Annotated in this window: 24 protein-coding genes and 1 pseudogene; 14 read left to right on the forward strand and 11 right to left on the reverse strand. The window is 65.5% G+C overall.

Translation table 11 applies throughout. The features are described from left to right. Positions 1-211: 211 nt before the first annotated feature. From IE116_RS04590 to IE116_RS04605, 5 genes are all read left to right on the forward strand, one after another. Complete coding sequence (locus tag IE116_RS04590; protein ID WP_189610179.1) at positions 212-2,386, forward strand: Ig-like domain-containing domain; 2,175 nt, start codon at positions 212-214, stop codon at positions 2,384-2,386. Between the two features lie 135 nt (positions 2,387-2,521). Beyond that, positions 2,522-3,352, forward strand: coding sequence for an aldo/keto reductase (locus tag IE116_RS04595; RefSeq protein WP_189610181.1), 831 nt, complete (start codon positions 2,522-2,524; stop codon positions 3,350-3,352). Then, positions 3,349-3,480, forward strand: a complete 132-nt coding sequence (locus IE116_RS26045; RefSeq protein ID WP_268249228.1) for a hypothetical protein — start codon at positions 3,349-3,351, stop codon at positions 3,478-3,480. The genes IE116_RS04595 and IE116_RS26045 overlap by 4 nt, the downstream gene beginning before the upstream one ends. Positions 3,481-3,686: 206 nt before the next feature. Next, positions 3,687-4,688 carry a methyl-accepting chemotaxis protein gene (locus IE116_RS04600; RefSeq protein ID WP_189610183.1) on the forward strand — a complete coding sequence of 334 codons (1,002 nt, stop codon included), beginning with the start codon at positions 3,687-3,689 and terminating at the stop codon, positions 4,686-4,688. Between the two features lie 80 nt (positions 4,689-4,768). Then, a complete protein-coding gene (locus IE116_RS04605) occupies positions 4,769-5,647 on the forward strand; it encodes a pirin family protein (protein ID WP_189610185.1) in 879 nt (292 codons plus the stop codon). A gap of 19 nt (positions 5,648-5,666) precedes the next feature. On the opposite strand, the gene IE116_RS04610 is transcribed toward IE116_RS04605, so the two are convergent. Then, positions 5,667-6,869: an AI-2E family transporter gene (locus IE116_RS04610; RefSeq protein WP_189610187.1), complete on the reverse strand. Its 1,203-nt coding sequence runs from the start codon at positions 6,867-6,869 to the stop codon at positions 5,667-5,669. A 257-nt stretch (positions 6,870-7,126) separates the two neighbouring features. Here IE116_RS04610 and IE116_RS04615 point away from each other — a divergent pair, with 257 nt between their 5' ends. Together IE116_RS04615 and IE116_RS04620 are read left to right on the forward strand one after the other, a co-directional pair. Further along, positions 7,127-8,059, forward strand: a complete 933-nt coding sequence (locus tag IE116_RS04615) for a DnaJ C-terminal domain-containing protein (protein WP_189610189.1) — start codon at positions 7,127-7,129, stop codon at positions 8,057-8,059. Between the two features lie 33 nt (positions 8,060-8,092). Beyond that, positions 8,093-8,410, forward strand: coding sequence for a chaperone modulator CbpM (locus IE116_RS04620; RefSeq protein ID WP_189610191.1), 318 nt, complete (start codon positions 8,093-8,095; stop codon positions 8,408-8,410). Here the strand turns inward: IE116_RS04620 and IE116_RS04625 are convergent. Then, entirely contained in the window at positions 8,367-9,038 is a 672-nt protein-coding gene (locus IE116_RS04625) for a DNA-3-methyladenine glycosylase I (RefSeq protein WP_189610193.1), read from the reverse strand. The genes IE116_RS04620 and IE116_RS04625 overlap by 44 nt on opposite strands. 108 nt (positions 9,039-9,146) lie before the next feature. Here IE116_RS04625 and IE116_RS04630 point away from each other — a divergent pair, with 108 nt between their 5' ends. Further along, positions 9,147-9,482, forward strand: a complete 336-nt coding sequence (locus tag IE116_RS04630) for a thioredoxin family protein (protein ID WP_189610194.1) — start codon at positions 9,147-9,149, stop codon at positions 9,480-9,482. A gap of 19 nt (positions 9,483-9,501) precedes the next feature. Here IE116_RS04630 and IE116_RS04635 read toward each other — a convergent pair whose 3' ends face one another. Further along, the gene (locus tag IE116_RS04635; RefSeq protein WP_189610196.1) at positions 9,502-10,386 is read right to left on the reverse strand and encodes a siderophore-interacting protein; all 885 of its coding nucleotides are present in this window, start codon (positions 10,384-10,386) and stop codon (positions 9,502-9,504) included. After that, positions 10,383-10,985 carry a PadR family transcriptional regulator gene (locus tag IE116_RS04640; RefSeq protein WP_189610198.1) on the reverse strand — a complete coding sequence of 201 codons (603 nt, stop codon included), beginning with the start codon at positions 10,983-10,985 and terminating at the stop codon, positions 10,383-10,385. The genes IE116_RS04635 and IE116_RS04640 overlap by 4 nt, the downstream gene beginning before the upstream one ends. A 215-nt stretch (positions 10,986-11,200) precedes the next feature. Here IE116_RS04640 and IE116_RS04645 point away from each other — a divergent pair, with 215 nt between their 5' ends. Continuing rightward, positions 11,201-11,887 carry an SDR family oxidoreductase gene (locus IE116_RS04645; protein ID WP_189610200.1) on the forward strand — a complete coding sequence of 229 codons (687 nt, stop codon included), beginning with the start codon at positions 11,201-11,203 and terminating at the stop codon, positions 11,885-11,887. A 36-nt stretch (positions 11,888-11,923) separates the two neighbouring features. Here IE116_RS04645 and IE116_RS04650 read toward each other — a convergent pair whose 3' ends face one another. Further along, the gene (locus IE116_RS04650) at positions 11,924-12,868 is read right to left on the reverse strand and encodes a LysR substrate-binding domain-containing protein (protein WP_189610202.1); all 945 of its coding nucleotides are present in this window, start codon (positions 12,866-12,868) and stop codon (positions 11,924-11,926) included. A 507-nt stretch (positions 12,869-13,375) separates the two neighbouring features. Between IE116_RS04650 and IE116_RS04655 the strand changes: the two genes are divergently transcribed. Continuing rightward, a complete protein-coding gene (locus IE116_RS04655; protein WP_189610204.1) occupies positions 13,376-14,287 on the forward strand; it encodes a hypothetical protein in 912 nt (303 codons plus the stop codon). 226 nt (positions 14,288-14,513) lie between these two features. Here the strand turns inward: IE116_RS04655 and IE116_RS04660 are convergent, their stop codons facing one another. Beyond that, positions 14,514-14,666, reverse strand: a complete 153-nt coding sequence (locus tag IE116_RS04660; RefSeq protein ID WP_189610206.1) for a hypothetical protein — start codon at positions 14,664-14,666, stop codon at positions 14,514-14,516. Between IE116_RS04660 and IE116_RS04665 the strand changes: the two genes are divergently transcribed. Both IE116_RS04665 and IE116_RS04670 read left to right on the forward strand, forming a co-directional pair. After that, positions 14,665-15,684, forward strand: a complete 1,020-nt coding sequence (locus IE116_RS04665) for an ABC transporter substrate-binding protein (RefSeq protein WP_189610208.1) — start codon at positions 14,665-14,667, stop codon at positions 15,682-15,684. The two genes, IE116_RS04660 and IE116_RS04665, sit on opposite strands and share 2 nt — an antisense overlap. A 22-nt stretch (positions 15,685-15,706) precedes the next feature. After that, positions 15,707-17,170: an amidohydrolase family protein gene (locus tag IE116_RS04670; protein ID WP_189614443.1), complete on the forward strand. Its 1,464-nt coding sequence runs from the start codon at positions 15,707-15,709 to the stop codon at positions 17,168-17,170. Positions 17,171-17,195: 25 nt separating this feature from the next. On the opposite strand, the pseudogene IE116_RS04675 reads toward IE116_RS04670, so the two are convergent. The 5 genes and pseudogenes from IE116_RS04675 to IE116_RS04695 all read right to left on the reverse strand — a co-directional run. Next, positions 17,196-17,594 (reverse strand): annotated as a pseudogene (locus tag IE116_RS04675) (enoyl-CoA hydratase-related protein); the annotation flags it as partial. A gap of 107 nt (positions 17,595-17,701) precedes the next feature. Next, entirely contained in the window at positions 17,702-18,544 is an 843-nt protein-coding gene (locus IE116_RS04680; protein ID WP_189610211.1) for an amidohydrolase family protein, read from the reverse strand. Positions 18,545-18,566: 22 nt separating this feature from the next. Then, on the reverse strand, positions 18,567-20,231 hold the full coding sequence (locus IE116_RS04685) for a (2,3-dihydroxybenzoyl)adenylate synthase (protein WP_189610214.1): 1,665 nt from the start codon (positions 20,229-20,231) through the stop codon (positions 18,567-18,569). 119 nt (positions 20,232-20,350) lie between these two features. Further along, the gene (locus IE116_RS04690; RefSeq protein WP_189610216.1) at positions 20,351-21,112 is read right to left on the reverse strand and encodes an SDR family NAD(P)-dependent oxidoreductase; all 762 of its coding nucleotides are present in this window, start codon (positions 21,110-21,112) and stop codon (positions 20,351-20,353) included. Between the two features lie 89 nt (positions 21,113-21,201). Further along, complete coding sequence (locus IE116_RS04695; RefSeq protein WP_189610218.1) at positions 21,202-22,248, reverse strand: Bug family tripartite tricarboxylate transporter substrate binding protein; 1,047 nt, start codon at positions 22,246-22,248, stop codon at positions 21,202-21,204. Positions 22,249-22,425: 177 nt separating this feature from the next. On the opposite strand from IE116_RS04695, the gene IE116_RS04700 reads away from it, so the two are divergent. Both IE116_RS04700 and IE116_RS04705 read left to right on the forward strand, forming a co-directional pair. Next, positions 22,426-23,313 (forward strand): LysR substrate-binding domain-containing protein, encoded by an 888-nt coding sequence (locus IE116_RS04700; protein WP_189610220.1) that lies wholly within the window; start codon positions 22,426-22,428, stop codon positions 23,311-23,313. Positions 23,314-23,622: 309 nt separating this feature from the next. Further along, positions 23,623-24,069, forward strand: coding sequence for a C40 family peptidase (locus IE116_RS04705; protein WP_373303034.1), 447 nt, complete (start codon positions 23,623-23,625; stop codon positions 24,067-24,069). Positions 24,070-24,167: the final 98 nt, after the last annotated feature.

The following is a 24,167-nucleotide window of genomic DNA, read 5'->3' on the forward strand; positions in this document are numbered from 1 at the left end:
AAGAAAGTGCGTGTCGTTGCATGCCGCTTGGCCAGCCAGGCCGACCGCAGCGCCAGCAGATGACCCGGCTCACGCGGGCCATGTGTCACGACCATGTCATGTCACCGCCGTACGCTGGCGCGCCTGCCGGCCCCGACGCTCGACTGAACGTTCACCGGCGCCCGCCTGCCTTCCCTTGCCCCTTGCCCTGCCTTTTCCCTACCGGATTGCCATGCCCTTGACGCCGCGCGCTCGCCTGTCGACTTTTCTGTTGTCCACCGTGTTGCTTGCGGCCCTGACCGCGTGCGGCGGCGGTGACAACAACAGCACTCCTGGCGTCACGCCTCCTGTGACGACACCTCCGGTCACCGAGGCGCCAGTATCGCCACCGCCCGCCGTCGCGCCGGACACCTACACGCCGGGCGCTGCCACCACCGGCGGGTCGGCCGACGCGTCGACCGCTATCGCCCAGTCCGCCACCTTCATGATCGTGGCCGACGACGAATCGAATCTGCTGCGCGTATATCCGCGCGCGGGCGGCGAAGCGCTGCTGGAGTGGAGCTACGCGGTGAACGGGCCCAAGTTCGCAAAGGAGCTGGACCTGGAAGCGAGCGTCAAGATGGGCGACACACTGTTCTTTGCCGGATCGCACAGCAACAAGAAGGACGGCGGCGATGCGATGGCCGACCGGGGTCATGTGTTTGCCGTCAAAACCACCGGCGTGGGCGCGGCCACGACCTTCCAGTACGTGGGCCAGTTTGGCGATCTGGAACGCCAGTTGGCGGCCTGGGATGCGGCCAACACCCATGGCCTGGGCGCCAACGCGTTCGGCCTGACTGCATCGGCCGCGGCCGGTATCGCGCCGGAACGGGTGGACGGGTTTTCGATTGAAGGCATGACCAGCAGCCGCGGCGATACCGCTGTCTGGCTGGGTTTTCGCGCGCCGTTGGCCAACACGGCCCTGCGCGACAAGGCATTGATTGTGCCCGTCAACAATCTGCCCGCCCTGATCGCCGGGACGGCCACGCAAGCCGCCTTCGGCGCGCCGCTGCAACTGAACCTGGGCGGACGCGGCATCCGGTCCATCGACAAGGGCACCGACGGCAATTACCTGATCCTTGCCGGCCCGGCTGCTGGCAGCAGCGCCGCGGTCACCCGCAACTTCGCGCTGTACACCTGGAATGGCGACCCGACCCTTGCACCGGTTGAACTCGACAACGACCTCGAAACCCTGCGCAAGGCCACGGGCGGCAGCTTCGAAAGCATTGTCGAGGTACCCGGCCCGGTGGCGGCGGGGACAGCCGTGCAACTGCTGCTGGACAACGGCGACACGGTGTTCACCGGCACGACCAGCGTGGCGAAGGACCTGCCCGCGGCGGAACAACGGTTCCAGGGCTTTCGCACGGTGATCGGCAACCCGCTGCGCGACACGCGCGGCCCGGCACTGGTCACCAGCACACCAGCCGATGACCGCGTGGGCGTCAATGTCGACACGCAGATCGTGCTGCATTTCGATGAAGGCGTGCGACTGGGCGCGGGCAACATCACCTTGCGCACGGCCAATGGCGCGGTGGTCGAAACCTTCAACGCCGCCAGCGCCGCGGCACGCGTGCAGGTCCGCTTCAATACCTTGACACTGACGCCGACGGCCCCTTTGCAGAACAACGCCGGCTACTTCCTGACGGTGGACCCGACTGCGGTACTGGATCACCAGGGCAATGGCTATGCAGGCCTGAGCGGTCCAACCGCGTTCAACTTCACGGCGGCAGGCACGCCAACGCCTTTGGCGGTCAACGACCTGCTGTTCGTGGGCGCCAATGCCGAACAGCCAGACGCCTTTGCCTTTGCGCTGCTCAAGGCGGTGAATGGCGGCACGCGCATCACCTTCACGGACCGCAACCGCAAGACCGGCACGGGGGAATTTACCGGCGTCACCAACGAAGGCGTGTTCGTGTGGACGGCCGATCGCAATCTGCCGGCCGGCAGCATCGTGACCATCCAGACCGACACCCCGGCCAGCCCGATTGCCGACAAGGGATTCACAGTCGGATCGCCCGCGGGCCTGGGCAAGGAAGAGACCATCTACGCCTTTACAGGCGGAGCGGTGACCGGCCTGGGCGATGGCACGGCCGGCGAGATCACTGCCGTCGGACCGTTCCTGGCGTCAATCACGCTGGGCGGCGCGGCAGGCACCATTCCCGCCGAGCTGGTGGCGGCCGGCACGGCGATCGACTTTTCGGTGTCGCCGACCAACCAGACCAACGCGCTGTACGCCGGCGCCCTGGAACGCGCCGACCTGGCGGCCTTTGCGGCGCGCGTCAAGAACAAGAGCAACTGGAAGCTGAGCTACAAGCCGGCCCTGGGCTATCCCTTGACCGCCACGGGCAGCCTGTTCGCCGGAGAATGAACCCAGCAGTCTGGCAAGGGTTGTGCGGCGGACAAGTGAATGGATGCGCTGCGGAACACGCCCGGCAGGCGCTTCCGACGGCGCTTCTGAATTTGCTACCCTGGCACCAACCATTTTCCTGCAAGGCGCCTTGTCATGACTGCTGCTTCCACATTGATGCTGAACGATGGCCACGCCCTTCCCGCGCTCGGTTTCGGGACGTGGCCACTGGACGATGCGGCCGCGGAACAGGCAGTCGCCTGTGCCATCCAGACGGGGTATCGGCTGATCGACACGGCGGCGCGTTATGGCAACGAAACGGGCGTGGGACGCGGGCTCCAACAATCCGGCGTGGCGCGCGGCGACATCTTCGTGACCAGCAAACTGCGCGGCACCGACCACGGTTATGGCCCGGCACTGAAAGCGCTGGACGAGACGCTGACGCGCCTGGGTACCGACTACCTGGACCTGTTCCTGATCCATTGGCCGCAACCCGCGCGGGACACCTATGTGGATGCCTGGCGCGCGTTGATCGACCTGCGGGCCGCCGGCAAGGTCCGTTCAATCGGCGTGTCCAACTTCCAGCCTGCGCATATCGACCGGCTGATCGATGCGACAGGCGAGGCCCCGGCCGTCAACCAGATCGAACTGAATCCCGCCTTTTCGCAGCCCGACCTGCGCGACTACAACGCCGGCCGGCGCATCGTGACCCAGTCCTGGAGCCCGATCGGCCGCGGCCGCAACCTGGCCGACCCGTTGCTGGTGTTCATTGCTGACAAGCACAAGAAGACACCTGCGCAGGTGGTGCTGCGCTGGCATCTGCAGCTGGGCCTCGCGCCCATTCCCAAGACGCAGCATCCGGCACGCATGGCCGAGAACTTTGCGGTGTTCGACTTTGCGCTGGACCAGCAAGACATCGCCTCGATCCAGGAAATGGACCGGGGCGTGCGCACCGGTTTCGATCCGGACAGCTACGTGGAGGATTGAGCTGGAAGCTGGCCGCGATCGGCGTCGAGCCCCTGGGCAACACCCCGGCCGAGTCCAGCCAGAAGATCGTGGCGGACAACAGGCAATGGGCCACCGCCGTGAAGGACTCCGGCGCGGTGTTGCAGTAAGGATGACCGCAGGGATCCCCGCAGCGGTCTGAGCGCGACCGCACCCGCCTGCACGAACCGGCGGGGCTTGTAAAGCGACGTGGGCACCGGATCATCAATCCGTAGTGCCCACTTTTGCATCCTGCGCTCAATTACGGCGGGGATTGGCCGATAACCCTGAATGGGTGCGGGTGGGGGTCCACTCGCCGACAGGGACGACCACCGCGATGCTCCAAAAACTGTTTTCTTCGAATGCCCTGCGTAACGGCCTCGACGCCGCAGGCGACGCCTGGCTTGCCGGCAACACGCCGGAATGGCAATTTGGCGCATCTCCCAAGGCCCGCGCCCTGGCGACCAAGCTGTCCGACGCACACCGACTGCAGAACGAACGGATTGCCTCCCTGCTCGCGCAGCAGGAAGCCCAGGCCGCAGAGATCCAGACGCTGCGCCAGCAACTGCACGAGGCGGACACCGCCAACGCGCAGCTGGCCCAGGCTGCGGCCGAGGCCTCCGACGCGGCCGAAGCGTCGGCAATCTTGGTCGAGCGCAGCGCGCACGAACAGGAACGTGACAACCGCCTGGCCCGCTTCGAGCTCGCGCGCGACCTGTTGCATGACGGCGTGTGGGATCTGACCGTGCAGCCCAACGACCCGCTCAACCCCCGCAATCCGTTCTGGTGGTCGCAGGCCTTCCGCCGGCAGCTCGGCTTCGAAACGACCGAAGAATTCCCGGACGTGACCGAAAGCTGGTCGTCCCGGCTGCACCCCGATGACAAGCAAAAGGTGCTGGACGCCCTCCTTGCCCACATGAACGACCGGTCGGGCAAGACGCCTTTCGATGTGCGCTATCGCCTGCGGGTCAAAAGTGGCGTCTACCACTGGTTCAATGCGCGTGCGCAGACCAAACGTGCGCCCGACGGCTCGCCGATCCGGGTGGTCGGGGTGCTGGTGAACGTCAACGCCTCCATCGACGAGGCGGCGCTGCGCGAGTCGCAGCAGCGCCAGCAGGACGAGCTGGCCGAGACCCTGGCGTCCGTGACAGAGATCGTGGGCACGATCAAGGGCATTGCGCAGCAGACCAATCTGCTGGCGCTCAACGCCGCCATCGAAGCGGCGCGCGCCGGCGAAGCGGGCCGCGGATTTGCCGTGGTGGCGGCCGAAGTGCGCAAGCTGGCGACGCGCACCAGCGACGCCACCCAGCGCGCCACCGACATGGTGAGCCGGGCCTGAGCCGCAAGGGGCGATAATGGCGGTCATTGCACCGCGGGCATCATGCCGGCGGCAGCCACTTTTCCGCATAGCGACCGTCCATGACTTCCACGCCCCTGTCTTCTGGTTCCCTGCGCAGCGTCACGGGCCAGTTCCCCGCGCAGCGCGACGATATTGCCGACCTGATCACCCGCCGCCCCCTGCCGGGCCGCGGCCTGGATCAGGTGGACCCCTTTCTGTTTCTGAATCACCATGGTCCGCAGGTCTATCGGCCCCGCAATAACGGCCTGCCTTTCGGCCCGCACCCGCACCGCGGTTTCGAGACGGTCACGTTCATCCTGGAAGGCGATATTGCCCATCGCGACACGGGCGGTCATGAAAGCGTGATCGATGCGGGCGGCGTGCAATGGATGACCGCGGGCAGCGGTCTGGTGCACGAAGAAGTGTCGTCGGCGGAATTCAAACGCGATGGCGGCCCGCTGGAGGTGCTGCAGTTGTGGGTCAACCTGCCGTCGCGCCTGAAGATGAGCCCGCCCAAGTACGTGGGCCTGCAGCGCGAAGACATTCCCAGCCTGGAACTGGACGATGGCAAGGCCCAGCTGGACCTGATCGCAGGCGCCTGGGCCGGACAAGTCGCCCCCATCCAGTCGCTGACCGGCATCACCATGACCACCCTGACGCTGACCGCCGGCGCACGCGTACAGCTGGGCGCGCCCGCCGATCGGTCAGTGTTCTTTTATCTGGTTCGGGGGGCGCTGAACGTCAATGGCGTGCCGGTGGCTGCGCAGCACCTGGTCACGTTCGCGCATGACGGCGATGCGATCGATGTGGCGGCCGATGCCGATGCCTTCCTGGTCTTTGGCCATGCCGACCCGATCAAGGAACCGGTGGTCAGTCATGGTCCGTTCGTCATGACCACCCGCCAGGAAATCAACGAGGCGATCGCGGATTACCAGGCGGGCAAGTTCGGCGGCTTCTAGGCGCAAGGCGCTGGGTGAATTACCGCTGACGCGTCTCGGCCGTCCGCGTATTCACCCGCGTTTCGCTGGCCGGGGCCACCGAGGCCGTCGACGCTGTAGGCGCCGTGGGTGTGGCTTCGGCCTTGACGGTCACGCTGTCGCCAGGGCCCGACAAAATACGGGTCTCGACCGTCTCGGGCATGTCTTCGGTCGCGAACAGATCCCATGCGGCCATGAACAGGCCCGCGATCACCGGTCCGATCACGAACCCGCTCAGGCCGAACAGCGCCATGCCGCCCAGGGTGGAAATCAGCACCACATAGTCAGGCATCCGCGTGTCCTTGCCCACCAGCAAGGGACGCAGGATGTTGTCGACCAGGCCGATGACCAGGAAACCGAACGCGATCAGAACCACGCCTTCCCAGATTGATCCGGTCAACAGGAAATAGATCGCAACCGGGCCCCATACCAGGCCCGCGCCTACGGCAGGCAGCAGCGACAAAAAGGCCATGACCACGGCCCACAGCAGCGGCGCCTGCACGCCCAGAATCCAGAAAATGATGCCGCCCAGCGCACCCTGCACCAAGGCGACCGCAATATTGCCCTTGACGGTGGCGCGTGCAATGGTCGTGAACTTCTGCAGCAGATGCTGCTTGTGGCCATCGCTCAAAGGAATCGCCTGGCGGATGCGGCGCGCGGTTTGCGGGCCATCGCGCAGCAGGAAAAACATCAGGTAGAGCATGATGGCGAAGCTGACCAGCAACTGGAAGGTGTCCTGCCCGATGCTGACGGCCTTGCTGGCCATCAGCTGGCTGCCCTGCGCCGCGGCGTCGGCCAGTTTGGTCTGGATGCTCGCGATGTCGGACAGGCCGAACCGCACCATGATGTCGTGCACCCACAGCGGCAGCGCATCGAAGGCACGCTGGAAATACGCGCCGAAGTTCAGGTTGCCGCTCTTGATCTGGTCATAGACCAGCGAACCCTGCTGGACGAGCGACCCCGTAATCAGCATCAGCGGCAGGATGACGATCAGCAGCACCAGGAGCAAGGTGACGAGCGTGGCGGCGTTGCGCCGCTTGCCGAACTTGTTGACGAGCTTGCGGTTGAGCGGCGCGAAGATGATCGCCAGGATCGTGCCCCAGAACACCGCGCCTATGAAAGGTTGAAGGATCCAGACGAACGCGATCGACACCACGATCAGGATCAACAGGAAAGTCTTGTAATGGAGACTCGAATTATTCATGGCTACCTGGGTGGGCCGAAGCCCGGATGGTCGTTGCGTGTTGTTGTGAGGGCGAGCCGCGCACACCCCTGCGCAGTCGGCTGGTTCGCCTGCGCTCAACGATACGCGAAAGCCATGCCTGCACAGCCCGTTACCGGGCGCCAATGTTGCCAGTTGTATTATGAACCGGACGTGTTGCACGCTTGATCTGCCGGCGTGTGATCCCAAGTATTGCGTATCCGTTCTGTCCCTTCCCCCATTCTTTGACGCCAAGGGCCATGAAATACAAAGACTATTACGAGATCCTCGGGGTGCCACGCACCGCCACCGAAGCCGAAATCAAGGGCGCCTATCGCAAACTGGCGCGCAAATACCATCCCGATGTCAGCAAGGAAAGCGACGCCGAAGCCCGCTTCAAGGAAATCGGCGAGGCCTACCAGGTGCTGAAAGAACCCGACAAGCGCGCGGCTTACGACAACATGGGCACGCAATGGCAAGGCGGCCAGGACTTCCAGCCGCCACCCAACTGGGATGCCGGCTTCGAGTTCACCGGCCGCGGCGGCAACGCCGGCGACTTCAGCGACTTCTTCGAATCCATGTTCGGCGGGCAAGCCGGCGGTGCACGCGGCCGCACGCGCCGCCCGATGCATGCGCAGGGCGAAGACCATCACGCCAAGGTCATGATCGACCTGGAAGACGCCTATCGAGGCGCCTCGCGCAACGTCACCCTGCGCATGCCCATGACGGACCCGTCGGGCCGCGTCACGACACAGGAACGCACGCTCAGCGTCAACATCCCCAAAGGCGTGCGCGAAGGCCAGCACCTTCGCCTGTCCGGCCAGGGCAGCCCGGGCATCGGCCAGGGCCAGCCAGGCGATCTTTATCTTGAAATCGCCTTCCGGCCGCATCGCCTGTTCCGGGTCGATGAACGCGATGTGTATGTGGACGTGCCGCTTGCGCCATGGGAAGCGGCGCTGGGCGCCACGGTCGACGTCCCGACACCCGACGGGTCGGTGCAGCTGACGATTCCGCCGAACACCTCGGCGGGCCGCAAGCTGCGGCTCAAGGGCAAAGGGCTGCCCAGCAATCCGCCGGGCGATCTGTATGTGGTGATTGCCATCGCCTTGCCGCCCGCCGACACGCCCGAAGCGCGTGACGCCTATGCGGCCATGCAGAAAGCCTTCCACTTCAATCCACGCGCGGGCTTCTGACCGCACGCGCGCGGGGCACACCAGGAGAGTGTGATGAAACCAAGCGAATCGCCGACCCTCGATGGTCGGGTCGTCGAAGACGAAGTGCAGTTGACCCTGCTGGAATTGTGTCAGGCCAGCGGCGCGCCGCGCGAGCGCGTCATGACCTGGGTGTCGGAAGGCATGCTCGAGCCGCTGGGCGACCGGCCGCCCGAATGGCGCTTCACTGGCGTCTCGCTGCGACGCACGCGGCTCGCCTGTCGGCTGGAGCAGGACCTGGAACTCAATCCGCCCGGCGTCGCGCTGGCGCTGGACCTGATGGACGAGATCATGGCCTTGAAGGCGGAATTGCGTCGGTCAGGGTATCGCTAGGCGCGGCAGGCCGGGTGGGTGCGCCCGGCGCGGCAGGCCGCGTAAAGGCCGCCCGCGCGGCGTGCACCGCATGCCGGTAGGCGCAGTCGGCGGCATGGTCGTTCACCATGCCGGTGGCCTGCATCAAGGCATAGAGCGTCGTCGGCCCGACAAATTTCCACCCCCGGGCCTTCAGCGCTTGGGATAGCGCGATCGACTCGGGACACGTGGCGCGGACCGGCGTGGTCAGCAGCGCCTCGGGCGGTGCATAACGCCACAGGAACGCGGCCAGGGATCCGGCCTCTTCCCGCAGCGCGATGGCCCGCTGCGCATTATTCAACACGGCCTCGATCTTGCCGCGGTGCCGCACGATGCTTGCGTCTTGCAACAATCGGCCAACATCGGTGTTGTCAAAACGCGCCAGTCGATCGATGTCGAACCCAGCAAACGCCGCACGAAAGGCCTCGCGTTTGCGAAGGATGGTGAGCCAGCTCAAGCCCGACTGGAAGCCTTCCAGACTGATGCGCTCGAACAGCGCCGTGTCGGCACCCAGGGGCATGCCCCACTCGGTGTCGTGATAATGACGGTAGTCCGGATCGGCGGTTACCCACGCGCAGCGCGTGAGGCCGTCTTCACAAGTCGGCGGCATGGTGTTCCCGGGTTACGCAATCCGCTATCGTAGTGCGCCTTGGGCCGGCCGGTTGCAACCGGCGCCAGGTTCGTCTTTTATGCCCTTCCCCACGCCTATCGGCTCGCCATGCAAGAAATCGACCTCAACGACAGTACCGCCGACCGCTTCCTGCTCGACGCCACGGGCGTTTCGCTTGTGGTCTTTCATAGCCGCACCTGCGCCAATTGCCGTCTGGCACGAGAAAACCTGCCCAAGATGAATCTGCCCGTGGAGCGGGTCTGCTGGATCGACGCGGGGGACAACCGCGGGCTGGTCGAACGGTATGAAGTGTTCCACCTGCCCTCGATGTACCTGGTCAAGAACGCCGTGTTCTACGGGTCGGTGCAGGCCACGCTGGCCGAATGGGACATCCGCCGCCAGCTGCACCTGGCGCAGGACAGCGTGCCGGCAGAGCTGCCCTGAAGCCTGGCACCGGTCGCGTTCAGTCTTCGTGTTTGTCGTGGGTCGCCTCGGCCCCACGGCGCCAGTAGCCGGCTGCCTTGACCCACGCCTTGTTCAAGCCGCGCTCGCCCACCAGATAGGCCCGGACTGCCTTGGCGACGCTCGATTCGGCCGCCACCCAGGCGTAGATGTCGCCGTCCGGCAGGCGCAGGTCGCGCAAGGCGGCCACGACCGCATCGCCCGACGGCGCTGCCCGGTTCGACGTCACGGCGTCATCCGACGCGCCCCGATGCACCCAGCGCACGGTCAGGTCCGCCAGGGTCCGGAACGTCTGTTCTTCTTTTGCATCGGCCACTTGGGCCACGACGCAAACCCGGGCGCCGGCCGGCAGTTCTTCCAACCGGCGCGCGATAGCCGGCAGGGCCGTCTCGTCGCCCACCATCAGGTAGCCGTCGAAGTCGCCTTCCATCACCATCGACCCCCGCGGGCCACCCACGCCAAGGTACTGCCCGGCACGCGCCTGGGCTGCCCATTCCGCAGCCGGGCCGTGGCCGTGCAAGGCGAATTCGATATCCAGTTCGCGGCTTGCCGGATCATAGCGGCGTGGCGTGTAATCGCGGCGCGCGGTGGGCGGCGTGTCGGTGGCATCCGGGCCACCGGGGCCGGCAGGCCCATTGGGTCCAAGCTGCGGCAGCTCGGGCCGATCCTGCCCCGGGGCCGGAAAAAAGACCTTGACGTGGTCGTCGAACGCCGCGCTGGTAAAGCCTTCCAGGTCATCGCCAGCCAGGGTGACGCGCAGCAGGCGCGGTGTGACGTGTTCCACACGGCGAACCTGCAGCAGGCGCATCTTCAGTTCGTGACGCACACGGCGCACGCCGCGTTGCAAGGACGCAGTGGCGGCAGTATTGGAAATCAGTGAACTCATGTCAGATCCTTTTTGAGTTGACGCAGGTCGTCCGTCGCGCGCTGCAGGATCTCTGCAATGCGGCGGTTGCCTTCCGGCGAACAGACGCCCAGGTCGTGCAGGGCATGCTTCAGTCCAAGCCGCGCCAGCATCAGTGATTCCGGCGTGCCGGGCGCCACGGCGTCGGCGTCTTCTTCGCCTGCGAACACGCGGCGCACCTGCGCCATCTTGGCGCCAACGCTGGCCAGCTGCGCCAGGATGTCGTCAGCCACATGCCGCTGCGTAGACAGCCAGGCCTCGCCTTCCGGCGTGACCACATAGCGCTTCTTGGCGCCTTCCATCGTCACGGTGGCGTGGCCGATGTCTTCCAGATAGGCCAGGGCCGGATAGACCATCCCCGAGCTTGGTCCATAGAAGCCCGACGACTTTTCCGACAGGGTCTTGATCAGTTCATAGCCGTGGCTGGGCTTGTCGGCGAGCAAGGCCAGCAGCACCAGTTGAAGGTCTTCGGACGCCAGTTTGCGGCCGGTGCGAAATGCCGGGCGGCCGCTTTGCGCGTCGTCGAACCCGGCGGAGAAACGACGCCCGCCCCGGCCGCCGCCTCGATGTGGTCCGTGCATGGAGATCCTTGTTCGCAGCGCAGGTGCGCCAGGGTGGCGCTTCACGCTCGTCGCTGCATCAATGCAAGCAGTATATCTAAAAACATGTTTTACGACACATGTTTTTAGATATGTTTTTAGACAACAGAATGGTGCGTGGTGGACGGACACGTTCGGTGACTTGCGTGCAGTCCGGGCGCGGCGCTACCGTCGTCTCCTACTTCAGGAGAGCTCGCATGAATGTATTGATCGCAGGCGCATCGCGCGGCATTGGTCTGGGTCTGGTGACGGCGCTGCTGGCGCAGGGGCACCGTGTGGTGGCGGTGGCGCGCAATCCGGCCGCTTCCGACGGCCTGCAGGCGCTGGCAGGAAAGCATGGCGACGCACTTACCCTGATCACCTGCGACCTGAATGAGCCCGACGCCGCCAGTGTGCTGCGCGCGGGTTGTGGTGACCTTCGCTTCGACCGCATGGTGTTCAACGCGGGCGTAAAGACGCCGCTGCATCAAAGCGTGGCGGCGGCCACGATGGATGAAGCCGGCACGCTTTTCATGACGAACGCAATCGCGCCAGTGCGCCTTGCGCAGCAGTTATGCGGCAGCGTGGTTGACGGCGGTGTGATCGGGTTCATGAGTTCGCAGATGGCCAGCCTGACCCTGAACCGGGCAGGCGGCATGCCGCTCTATGGCGCCAGCAAGGCGGCGTTGAACAGCTTGATGCTCAGTTGGGCCTCGACGCTGGACTTGCTGCCCTTCAGCTTGCTGGCGTTGCACCCGGGATGGGTCAAGACCGATATGGGCGGGCCGGATGCGACTGAGACGGTCGAACAGAGCGCGGCAGGCCTGATCCGCACGCTGGATGCGCACGCCGGCAAGAAGGTGTGCGCCTTTGTGGATTATCAGGGCGAGCCGATGCCTTGGTAGCCAAAGGGCAATGTGCTTCAAGCGGGCCGGGCTGGCCTAGATCAGCAGACCCTGCTGACCCGGCTCGAGCGCGGCGTCGGCGGGCTTGTCGGCCGCAGACCCGCCGCCCAGGTATTCGGCCAGCAGGCGCGCTTCGGGCGTCAGGTTGGCCAGGCGGCGCAGGCAGATCACCAGTTCGCGCAGCGCCCAGGCGTCAGCCAGCACGATGGCCTTCAACTGGCCGACCTTGACCCACGACGCCGCAACCGCTTCGGGCACCACGCCCACCCCGACGCCACCCCCAACCAGGCGGCAGATGGCATCGTGGCTGCGCACCTGAATCTTCAGGTTGACGGCCTTGCCCTGCGCCAGGGCTTTATCCGACAGGAATTGCTGGAACGGGCTGCGTGCATCCAGGCCGACGAAGGGCTGGTCCAGAGCGTCACCAAAGCCCATCCCCTTGCGGCGCGCCAGCACGTGGCCGGTCGGCACCACCAGCACCAGACGGTCCGACCGGAAGGGATAGGTCTCCAGCCCGCCCGTGTCGGTCGACGCGGGCAGCAAGCCGAGGTCGGCCGTGCCATCGCCCACCTGCTCCACCACTTCGTCGGGCATCCGCTCGTTGACCTCGACATGCAGGTCCGGATGTTGCTTTTGAAAGGCGGTCAGCGCCGAAGGCAGGAAAGCCGTCAGCGCATGGTTGTTGGCCAACAGGCGCACCTGGCCGGCCAGTTCGCCCGAATACGCATGCAGATCGCCGCGCAAGCGGTCTTCCTGTTCCAGCATGGTCTTGGCATGCGCCAGCAGCGTGCGGCCGGCGGGGGTCAGGGTAATGCCCTGCCGTGCGCGTTCGAACAGCTGGATGTTGAGCGAGACCTCGAGATTGCGCATGCGTTTGCTTGCCGCAGCCAGCGCAAGATTGGCGCGCGCGGCGCCGTGGGTGATGCTGCCCGCCTCGACGATATGGCGGAACAGACCGAGATCGATCAGGTCAAAACGCATGAGAGCAGTCCTTGCCGTGAAGCCGGCGTGGTGCAAAGCAGTCTTCACGGTGGCAAGACGCCCGCAAGAATGCGTGGCGGTACACATCGGTAAAGAAGCGCAAACAGCACGGGTGAAAAGCGAGTCGGCGATTCTACCAGCCCGCACCTGCACATACCCGGCCTGCGCCCCATCCGCATTGCGCAGGCCACTGCAACAGCGCCGGATTCCTTGCTTGGAGCAGTGATCATGGATACGGCATGCCTGGCGCGCCAGTGGCAAATCCCCCACGGATGCATGGACTTTTCCGACATACGTTCATGTACGTATGTATGATGACTTCTTCCCGACACATTTGTGCAGGGGACCGCTGGCCCTGCAACGGGCTCCGCGACCCTTCCCTGTCACTGGTTCGTATGCCCGGCGGCCTCAGTCTGGCGCTCACTTAAGGAACGTCCCGGCATGCCAGATCCCGCTGCTTCAAGCGACCTGTCCTCTCGGCCAGAACGCACACCAGCACCCTTGCAGGTGCCTTCGATTCCCCTGTCGCCCGCGGTCAGCGGTCTGTCCAGTGGGAACGCCAGTCTGGTGCTCGCTGCCATCTTTGCGCTGCTTGCGCTCATCGTCGGCCTGCTGACGCCTGCGGTCATGCCAGCCGTATTTCTGGACGAAGGCGGTCCGGTTGAAAACGGCACCATCTTCCTGTATCTGGCGTCGGTGGCCTGTGTGGTAATGACGCGCATGCCTGGCCTGAGCAAGACCGACAAGGTCGCCTTGTGCATCGTGCTGCTGTCTCTGGCCGCGCGCGAAGCGGACTTGCACAAGGCCATGTTCGGCATCAGCATCCTCAAGGCGCGCTTCTACAACCGCCACGGATCGATTGAGCAGATCGTGATGGCGGTGGTGACCCTGCTGCCGGTGGTACTGTCCATTCTGTGGTTGATCCGCCGCGGCGCGCGGCCCTGGTGGAACGCCTTGGTATCGCGCCGCGCCCCGGCGCTGACCCTGATGACCTTCCTGGTCATCATCGTGCTCGCAAAGGCTTTCGACCGCACGCCGGTCACGCTGGTGTCGACCGGGCTCATGGCATCGGTGCCCGCTACGGTCAGCACCCTGCTCCAGAGCTTTGAAGAGATCTTCGAGTTGCTGCTGCCGCTCCTGGTCATGCTGGCGGTCATTCAGAGCGTGCTGATTCGCACGACGCCGGTGTCGCCCCTCGATGCGGGCGCGCGCGACTGGAGCGTGCGGGTCCACATCCGCCGCAACCGCCAGAACCGGTACGAGCCGCATATCGAACTCGAAGCCAAGTGGGGCGGCAACCTGCAGTCCTGCATGATCCCGCCCACCACTGACTTCGACACCCCGGAAGCCGGCACCGCGCATGCGCTGGAATGGGTCGCGGCCTGGCAGCGCCTGAACGAACAGGGCCGCCTGGAATAAGCCGGCAGGTCCGCGCGCAATCGCCCTCTTCCGTCGGCGTCGAATACCTTCTACCCCCTGGCGCCATCACGCCGACCGGTCCGTGGGCATGCGGGGCATCGACCCCAAGTCCAAGTCGAAGCTACCCTCGACGTCCCGAAGTGATCGCCCCGCCCGATTGGCACGCTACGTGCTTGATATGGCGCAAGAGTAGAAGCGTTCACCACCTTCCGTTCCTTCAGCACCGTCACGGTGCACGGGTCGCCAGCGTGGCCGGAAATTGCTCTTGAAGTGCCCGCCGCCGGTGCATCGTCATGACGTGCCGGCCGCGGGCGATTTCCCACTTCAAGTCGCAAGCCGAGTCCACGGCATCGACCGCCATCCGAAGGAGCTTCACCATGCATCGCCGTCAACTGCTCAAACTGGGCGCTGCCGCCGCCGCCGTACTGGCTGCGCCTGTCGTCTGTGCCCAGCCCCTGACCCGCCTGCGTTTCACGCTGGACTACCGCGTGACCGGACAGACCGCGCCCTTCCTGGTCGCGCTGGCCAAGGGCTACTACAAGGAAGAAGGCCTGGACGTCATCATCGATGCCGGCAGCGGCTCGGTCGCATCCATTACGCGCGTGGTGACCGGCGCATATGACATCGGCCTGGGCGACATTAACTCGCTGATCGAATACCACGGCGCCGCGACCGGCGCCCCGGCCTTGCGGGCCGTCTATCAGTACTACAACCGCGCGCCGTTCGCGATCATCGGCCGCAAGGACCGCGGCATCACCGACTTCAAGAGCCTGCAAGGCAAACGTATCGCCGCTGCGGCGGTCGAGTCGACCAAACGCGCCTGGCCCATGGTGGCGCGCAAGACCGGCCTGACCGACGACGCGCTCGAATGGGTCACCACCGATTTCAGCCTGCGGGACAACGTGATCGTGCGCGGCGATGTGGATGGCGCCACTTACTTCCACGATTCCGCCGTGACGCTGTTCCAGCGCATGAAGCCCGAGACCCTCAGTGTGCTGTCGTTTGCCGATGCGGGCGTGAATCTGTATGGCAACGCCGTGCTGGCCAGCACCAAGCTGATCAACGAGAACCCCAAGGCATTGGCGGCCTTTCTGCGCGCCAGCAATCGCGGCCTGCAGGACGCCCTTGCCAATCCCGCGGCCGCCATGGCCATCGTCAAGCAGCGCGATCCACTGATCGACGAGAAGGTGCAACTGGAGAGCTGGCTGATCACTGCCAGGTACCTGGCTGCGCCCGATACCCGCACGCACGGCATGGGCGACGTGCGCAAGGAGCTGGTCGCGGAACAGATCACGATGGTGTCGGACACCTTCGGGCTCAAGACCCGCCCCACGGTCGACAGCCTGTACGACCTGCGCTTCTTGCCACCGCTGGCCGACCGCATGGCCAAGGTGTGACGCCATGGCAGCTTCCTTTGGCATGTCGTTGCCTTCCGGTGACGGCCGAGTGTCTGACCCAGAAGGCGACAGCCTCCTGATCCGCGGCGCGCAGGCCATTCTGACTGGCCTGCCGGGTGTGGCCGCGCGCAGTGACGCGCGCGATATCCGCGTGCGCGACGGCCGTATCGCCGCCATTGGCACGCTGGCGCCCGAACCGGGCGAACGCGTGCTGGACGCAAGCAACTGCGTGGTCTACCCGGCCTGGATCAACACCCATCACCATCTGTTCCAGTCGCTGCTCAAGGGCGATCCGCTGGGCATCAATGTCACGCTGATGCCCTGGCTGACGGCCATCCCGTTCCGCTATCGCCCGGCTTTTGACGAATCGCGCTTTCGGACGGCGGCGCGGATCGGCCTCGTCGAGCTGGCGCTGTCGGGGTGCGCAACGGTTGCGGATCACAACTATCTGTATGCCCCGGGTCTGGGCTTCGACACATCAGAGATCCTGTTTGAAGAAGCTGACCGGCTGGGCCTGCGCTTCGTGCTGTGCCGCGGCGGCCAGACGCGTGTGCGGCAGGTCGAAGACAGCCTGCCCGCGTCCTTGCGGCCGGAACGGTTCGAAAACTACCTGGCCGACGTGGAACGGTTGGCGGCCAGGTACCACGACCCCGCGCCCGATGCGCGGCGCAAGGTGGTGCTTGCGCCGACCAATCCGCTGCACGGAGTCGATGCGGGGCAGTTGCGGGAAAGCGCCGCGTTCGCCCGCGGGCTGGGGCTGCGCATGCATACCCACCTGTCCGAGACGGTGTCCTACCAGGACGACGCGCACCGGATCGCAGGCCGGTCCGCGGTGCAGTACTGCGCCGACAACGGCTGGGTGGGCAGCGACGTATCGTTCGCCCACCTGGTCAAGCTCGACGCCGAAGAAATCGCCCTGCTCGGCGCCACCGGCACCGGCGTCGCCCACTGTGCGCAATGCAATGCGCGCCTGGGCAGCGGCATTGCACCGGTCGAAGCGCTGGAAGCAGCTGGCGCGAAGGTTTCAATTGGCGTCGACGGCGCCGCATCCAACGAAGCGGCCGACATGTATTCCGAAGTGCACACCGCATGGTTGATGCAGCGGGCCAAGGAAGGGGAATCGACCCGCGCGCGCAAGCACGGCGGTGAAGGCGAAGCCGGCCGCAACCGCACCACGGTGGAAGACGTGGTGCGGTGGGCCACTGCCGGCGGCGCCGACGTCCTGGGCCTGACCGACCTGGGCCGCATCGAGGTGGGCCGCGTTGCCGACCTGGCGCTGCACGCGGTCGATGCGCCGCGCCACTTCGGGCTGCATGACCTGGGCATTGCCCCGGTCGCGTCCGGCGGCGGGCACGTCAAGGCGCTGCTGGTGGGCGGCAAGCAGATCGTCGAGGACGGTGTGCTGGCGGGGCTGGATGTCGATGCCCTGCGGCATGAGGCACGGGAAGCCGTGGCGTGGATGCGGGAGCACGCCACGCCGCTGTGAAGGCACGTCGCGGCGTGCCGCAGCCTCAACGCCCGCTGAAGTTCGGCGGGCGTTTTTCCAGGCGCGCCCGGATGCCTTCGGTCTTGTCGTCCGTTGCGAACAGCAACTGGAAGGCCTTGCGTTCATGCGCCAGTCCGGCGTCCAGGCCCACCTGCATGCCATGCAGCACGGCCTCCTTGATCGCGCGCACGGCATGGATCGGCAGGTCCGCAATGCGGCCTGCCAATGCCAGTGCGGTGGCCTCGACTTCCGTGTCGGCCACCAGGTCGCTGACCAGGCCCATGGCATACGCCTCGTCCGCGTGAATGGTGGATCCCGTCAACAACAGGCGCATGCTGCGGAACTTGCCCACGGCGCGGGTCAGCCGCTGCGTGGCGCCACCGCCGGGCATCAAGCCCAGCAGTGGCGAAGCAGCGCCACCCCGGGCGCGGGGCGCGCAAGGCGCAGCACGTCCGCGTCATCGGCCTTGTGGCCCGGCCCGCTGGCGGCCCCCGCGTCCTTGTCCTGGTCCATGCTTTGCCCGCCTTTGCCTTACAGCCCCAGCACGCGCTCTGCATTGCCATGGAAGATCTTTTCCATGACCTCCTGTTTGTACCCAAGCTCCTGCCATTCCCGCAGGATGCGTTCGTACGGCAGGCTGGGGTAGTCGCTGCCAAACATGATCTTGTCCTGCAGACGGCCGCGGATATCGACCTTCAGGTTGCCCGGAAAATGCTTGGGCGCCCAGCCCGACATCTCCCAGTACACATTGCCCTTGTGCAGCGCCACGGCCGTCGTCTCGTCCACCCAGGGCCACCCGGGGTGCGCCATCACGATCTTCAACGTTGGAAAATCCGCTGCGAGTTCGTCGATCGCCTCCGGATGGGCATGGCGGATGCGCGCGCCCATGCCGCCCGGCATGCCGGCGCCCATGCCGGTCGTGCCCACATCGACCATCACGGCGGCGCCCAGGTGGGCCAGTTCTTCGAACAGCGGATAAAAGCGCCGGTCGTTGACCGCAAAGTGCTGCATGATCGGATGAAAGTGAAAGCCGATAAAGCCCAGCTCGCGCATCGCGTGCCGCGCTTCGCGGATCGCCAGTTCGCCCTTGAACGGATCCAGCGTGCCCCAGCACTGGATCACCCGCTTCGGATGCCGCTTCCACATGCCATGCACGTAGTCGTTGGTGCATGGCGGCGTGGCGACGGTGGTCTCCAGATCCAGCGCGACCAGGCAGGCTTCCACCCCGGCGGTGGTGAACTCTTCGATCACGGCTTCTTCGGTCTTGCCGACCCAGTGCCGTTTCCAGTAGGTGGCCAAGGCCTCCACGTAAGGGCCCTGGGCGTCGATCCAGGTCGGGGTGCCGGGATAGCAATGCAGGTCGATGATTCTCATGGCGGGTCTCGATGTCAGGGATTCAGGAAGCGGCTTGGGAGGTAGCGGCGGGTTGCGCCAGCGTCGCGGCGATCTGCTCGCCCAGCGCCTTTTTCGACACCTTGCCAAAGGTGGACACGGGAAAGTCGGCAACGATCTCGAGCCGTTCGGGCAGCTTGAACTTGGCGATTTCCTTGGTGAGCAGAAAGTCCACCAGGGTCTTCAGGGTCAGTTCGCGGCCCCGCTTCAGGATCACGAACGCACACATGCGTTCCCCCAGATCCGGATCAGGCATGGGCACGCACGCCACGTTCTGCACCGACGGATGCATCAGGATCAGGTTCTCGATTTCTTCGGCGCTGATCTTTTCGCCGCCCCGGTTGATCAGGTCTTTCTTGCGGCCTTCCACCACGTAATTGCCGGAAGGATGCTGCCGCATCAGGTCGCCCGACCGGTAGAAGCCATCGGGCGTGAACTGCCGCGCGTTGTACTCGGGCACGCCGTAGTAGCCGCGCAGCGTGTAGGGTCCGCGGCAAGTCAGCTCGCCCACTTCGCCCTGGGGCACTTCGCGTCCTTCATCATCCAGCAGCAGGATCTCGTCGTCCTCGCAGACCGGGCGGCCGCAGGTTTCCAGCTTCACGTCGTCGGGATCGTCAAAGCGCACGAACATCAGCACGCCTTCGGACATGCCAAAGTTCTCCTGCACGAACGCGCTCGGGATCAGCTCGCGCGTGCGCAGGCGCACCTCGGGCTGCATGCGCTGCCCGCCGCTCTGGATCTGCCGCAAGGACGTCAGGTCGTAGCGCCCGATCGCAGGATCGTTGATCAGCCGGATCAGCAGTGCCGGCACCACCTTCAGGTGCGTGACCTTGTGCTGCTGGATCAGCGCGAACATCTCTTCGGGCTTCGTATTGCCGTGCACGACCACCTTGCCGCCCGCAAACAGAAAGCCCTGGATGCCCGGGCAGGCCAGCGGCAGATTGTGGGCAATGGGCAGCACCAGCAGCAATACCGAATCGCGTTCCACCTGCGCCACCACCGACGCCGCGCGCGAGTTGTAGGCGTAATCGTTGCCCGTGCGCGGGATCAACTTGGGGATGCCGGTCGTGCCACCCGATAGTTGAAAGATGCAAGGATCGGCCGGGTCGATATGCAGCGCACCGAGCATGGCCGCCGGTCGCGTGGCGGGCCGCGTGATCAGCTCCTGCAAGGCCACTTCCCCTTCCCGGGCGGCGCCCAGCACGATCCGAAAGCGCAGCGTGGGCTGCTCGGCCTGCACGCGCGCAATGACGGGCGCAAACGCAAAGCTGCCTTGCGTTTCGGGATACACGCACGTCGTTGCACCGGACAACTGCACGAACTGGCTGATCTCGGCATACCGATGCGTGACCAGCGCGGCGATCGGTATCGCGCCGATCTTTTGCAATGCAAAGTAGAGGATCACGAACTCGGCCACATTGGGCAGCGTTGGCACGACCCGGTCCTGCGGTTGCAGACCCAGGTCCAGCAGGTTCAGCGCCAGATTGGTCGACGCGCGGTCCAGCGCTGCGTAGGTGTACTGACGATCACCGTCCACCAGTGCAATGCGGTCTGCAAAGGTGGCGAAGACGGTGGCAAATTCTTCGGCAAGCGACTTGTCGCGCCAATAGCCCTTGGCGCGGTAGCGCGCGGCGTCGGCGTCGGCAAAGGGAACGAATCCTGGCAGCATGGCAATGCCTCCGTGGAAAGTGATCAGGCGAAAACTGCGCCCAGGGCAAGTTCAGGTATCGGCGATGGGCGGGCCCGTTCGGCGGTGCGGTCCAAACGGCTGTGATCGGCCAGGACCTGTCACGTCGATGCGGTGAACCCGCCATCGATCACGACGATTTCCCCGGTCACGAAACGGTTCCCTTCCAGCAGGCTCAGCATCGTCTCGGCGACGTCGTCGGCCGTCACGCAGCGGCGCAGGGGCGTGGCGCGGGCGCGCTTGCCCATCAGGTCGTCGTACTTGTCACCCAGCATGCGTTCCATCCAGTCGCCCTCCATCCAGCCGGGCGCCACGGCGTTCACGCGAATGTCGGGTCCAAGGTTCCAGGCCAGCGTCTTGGTCAGGTTCACCACGGCCGCCTTGCTGGCGGCGTAGGGCAAGGGTTGCGGACCGGGCCGCAGCCCGACGATGCTCGCCGTGTTGACGATGGCAGGCGCCGTTCCCCGCCGCAGCAGCGGCACCGCTGCCCGGGTGACCTGGAACAAGCCGCGCACATTGACGGCGAAGGTCCGGTCCCATTCGTCCAGGTCCAGGCTTTCCAGATCCTTGACCTTCCAGGTGGCGGTGGTCCCGGCGTTGTTGATCAGCGCATCCAGATGGCCGAACCGTTCGCCTACCTGCGCCACCATGGCACGCACGGCGGCCTCGTTGCTGACGTCGCATTGCACCAGCATGGTGTCGGCGCCCAGGCCGCGTGCCTCCTCGGCGGTGGCGCGCGCAGCGGCCTCGCTCGACGCATAGTTGATCGCGACGTCGTAGCCGGCGCGTGCCAGCGCCAGGACGGCGCTGCGTCCGATTCCGGTTGCGCCGCCCGTGACGAGCGCTTTTTTCCTGTCTGTCATGACTGCCCTTTCTGCTGAGTGAAGACGAATGAACGCCCACGGCGCGTGCACCGCATAAGCGATCGAAGCAATGGAAGTGGATAAAGGCGCTATTGCGCGGAAAGCCCCAGGTCGGCCACGACCTTGCGCCACACCGCCTGCTGGTCCCGCAGGTACGCCGCCAGGTCCGCAGGGGACCCGGCCTGCGGATACACGCCCAGTTCGGCGAACCGCGCGACCATGTCGGGCGACTGCACGACCCGGTTCACGTCGCGGTTGACCTGTTCCACGATCGCGGCGGGCACCCCGGCCGGCGCAAAGATGCCGAACCAGCCGATCGACTCGAAGTTGGGCACGGTTTCGGCCACGGTGGGGATGGTCTCGAAGCCGGGCAGGCGCTCTCTCGAGGTCACCGCCAGCGGACGGAACTTGCCTGCCTTGACGTGTTGCATCAGGGCGGGCAACCCGTCGATGGTGACGGCCGCATCCCCGCCGAGCAGCGCCGTGATGGCCGCGGGCGATCCGCTATACGGCACGACGAACAGGCCCATGCCGGTTGCCCGGCTCAGCACCTCCCCGGTCAGATGGGGCACCGAATGCGTCTGCGCGGCGGCAAAGTTGACCTTGCCGGGCTGCGCCTTGCCTGCCGCCACCAGATCGCCCAAGGTATGGACGCTGGACGTCGACGGCACCACGACCATCATCGGGCTGGTGCCGACCATGGCGACCGGCGCGACGTCGCCCATGCTGAACTGCGGCTGCCGATACAGCAGCGGCGTCAGGGTCGCCACCGCGGCCGGGACGAAGCCGAGCGTGTAGCCATCGGCAGGCGAACGCACCAGCGTGGACATGCCCGGAATGCCGCCGGCGCCCGCGCGGTTTTCGACCACGACAGCCTGGCCCCAGGCCATCGACAGTTTGTCGCCCACCAGCCGCGCGATCACATCCGGGGCGGCGCCCACCGGGAAGGGGACGATCAGCCGCACCGGCTTGGCTGGCCATGCCTGCGCCGCTGGCGCGGGCATGGCCGACTGGGCCCCGACCGCTGTCGGGCTCAAAGCGATGGCCGTCGCGGCCAAGAGGCTCGCCATGCCTGTCGATCGTGGCAGGCAAGGCAGCGTGGAACAAAAGCGGGACAGTCCGGCAAGGCGGGGCATGGCGTGTCTCCTGGTGATCTGCGCCGCGTGATCGCGGTCTGGAGCGGACTATGTCACGCGGTCCCGATCGCAAATAGATGGCAAAATCGTCAGAGCGATACGCTTTTGGCATCCCCCCGGCACACGGTCGGTGCGCCCCCTCTGCGCTGCCAGCACACGTCACAGGATGGTCCGATCATGAAGCTCAACCAGTTGCGCGACATGGTCGCGATCGCCGACAAAGGCAGCCTGCGGGCGGCCGCGCGCTACCTGGGCCTGGCCCAGCCCGCGCTCACGCGCAGCGTGCGTGCACTGGAACATGAACTGGGCACCACCTTGTTCGAGCGCGACGCCCGCGGCATGGTCCTGACACCGCGAGGCCAGTTGTTCTACCAACGCGCCAAGGCGGTGGTGAACGAATTGCGGCGGGCGCGTGAAGAAATCGAACAGACCAGTGGCGACATGCAGGGCACGGTGGTCGTGGGCCTGTCGATCATGCCGCACGTCGGCATGTTGCCCCAGGCCCTGCCCGCCTTCCGGCGGCAATTCCCGAATGTCACGCTCAAGGTCATCGAAGGCCTGTACCCCGCCATGGAGGCCGGCCTGCGCGATGGCAGCATCGACTTCTACGTTGGCGCATCTCCACGTGTCGCACCGGCGCCGGGCTTGCTGGAAGAACGGTGGTTCGACAACACCCGCACCATTGTCGGCCGCAAAGGGCACCCGCTGTCGACGGCGACGTCGATCCGCGACCTGGCCGGGGCCGACTGGGCAACCACATCCGTCGACTACAACGCCACCGAAGACCTGGAAGCGCTGTTTAGCCGCTACGGCATGGGCGCACCGCGGGTGATGCTGCAGGCGGATTCCGCCATGTCGGTCATGGTGGCCGTGGCCTATGGCGACTTGTTGGCCATCCTGCCCGTGCAATGGAACGACTTTCCGTTAGCACAGGAAATGCTGCAGGTAATCCAGATCCAAGAGGTATTGCCAGCGCCCGCGATTGGGTGTATCAGGCGGCCGGATCTACCGCTCACCCCTGCTGCGGAGGGGTTCTGCGACCTGCTTCGTCGACATTCTGGATGAGCCCGATCCCGCCTATTTGTAAGGGTTCTTCTTAAACCCTCTGCGTCAAATTCCTAGCAATTCGCAGGCATCCCCCGCCAAAAAACTGTAACTTCGGCGATCCGTAACATTTTTTCACGGGTACTTTGTTAGAATTCGCTCGGGCTTGTCGCTGATTGCAGCGCCATGTCTGGTCACCGCCTCGTAAGCCGCGAGTTTTTGTCCCTTCTGACGGTACCCTCCACAATGGTTGTTCGCGTTTTTTCCGGCGCCCTGTTCCGCGCCGTCCGGTTTCGCCTTCCTGCAACAATTGCCCTGCTGACCGCCCTGATGGCCGCTCCTGCGTATGCAGTGACCGAGCGCCAGGCAGATCCCGAGCCCCGCCTTTCGATCCGCGAGCGCGTCGTCCAGACCGCCGAATCGTGGATCGGCACCCCGTACGTGTGGGGCGGCGACAATCCTGAAGATGGCTTTGACTGCAGCGGCCTCGTCCGTTTCGTTTTCCAGCAGACGCTGGGCATGGACCTGCCCCGCATCGCCAAGCAGCAGCGCAAGACCGGCACGGCCGTTGCCAGCAGCCAGATGAAGCCTGGCGACCTGGTGTTCTTCAACACCCGCCGTGATCCCGGTTCACATGTTGGCATCTACCTGGGCGGCAACCAGTTCCTGCATGCCCCTTCGCGCGGGTCCGAAGTCCGCGTCGACGACATGCACAATTCCTACTGGAAGCGCCGCTTTACCGGCGCCCGCCGCCTGATCTCGGGCACCCTGCCCTGATTCGGGGCTTTCGCATTCGCATTCGGATTCGCGCCACCGCCAGCGCATGAAAAAGGCCGGAACGTATCGCTACGTTCCGGCCTTTCTTTTTTCTGCCC

Origin of the sequence: Pigmentiphaga litoralis (assembly GCF_014651835.1) — a bacterium.
GTDB lineage: Bacteria > Pseudomonadota > Gammaproteobacteria > Burkholderiales > Burkholderiaceae_B > Pigmentiphaga > Pigmentiphaga litoralis.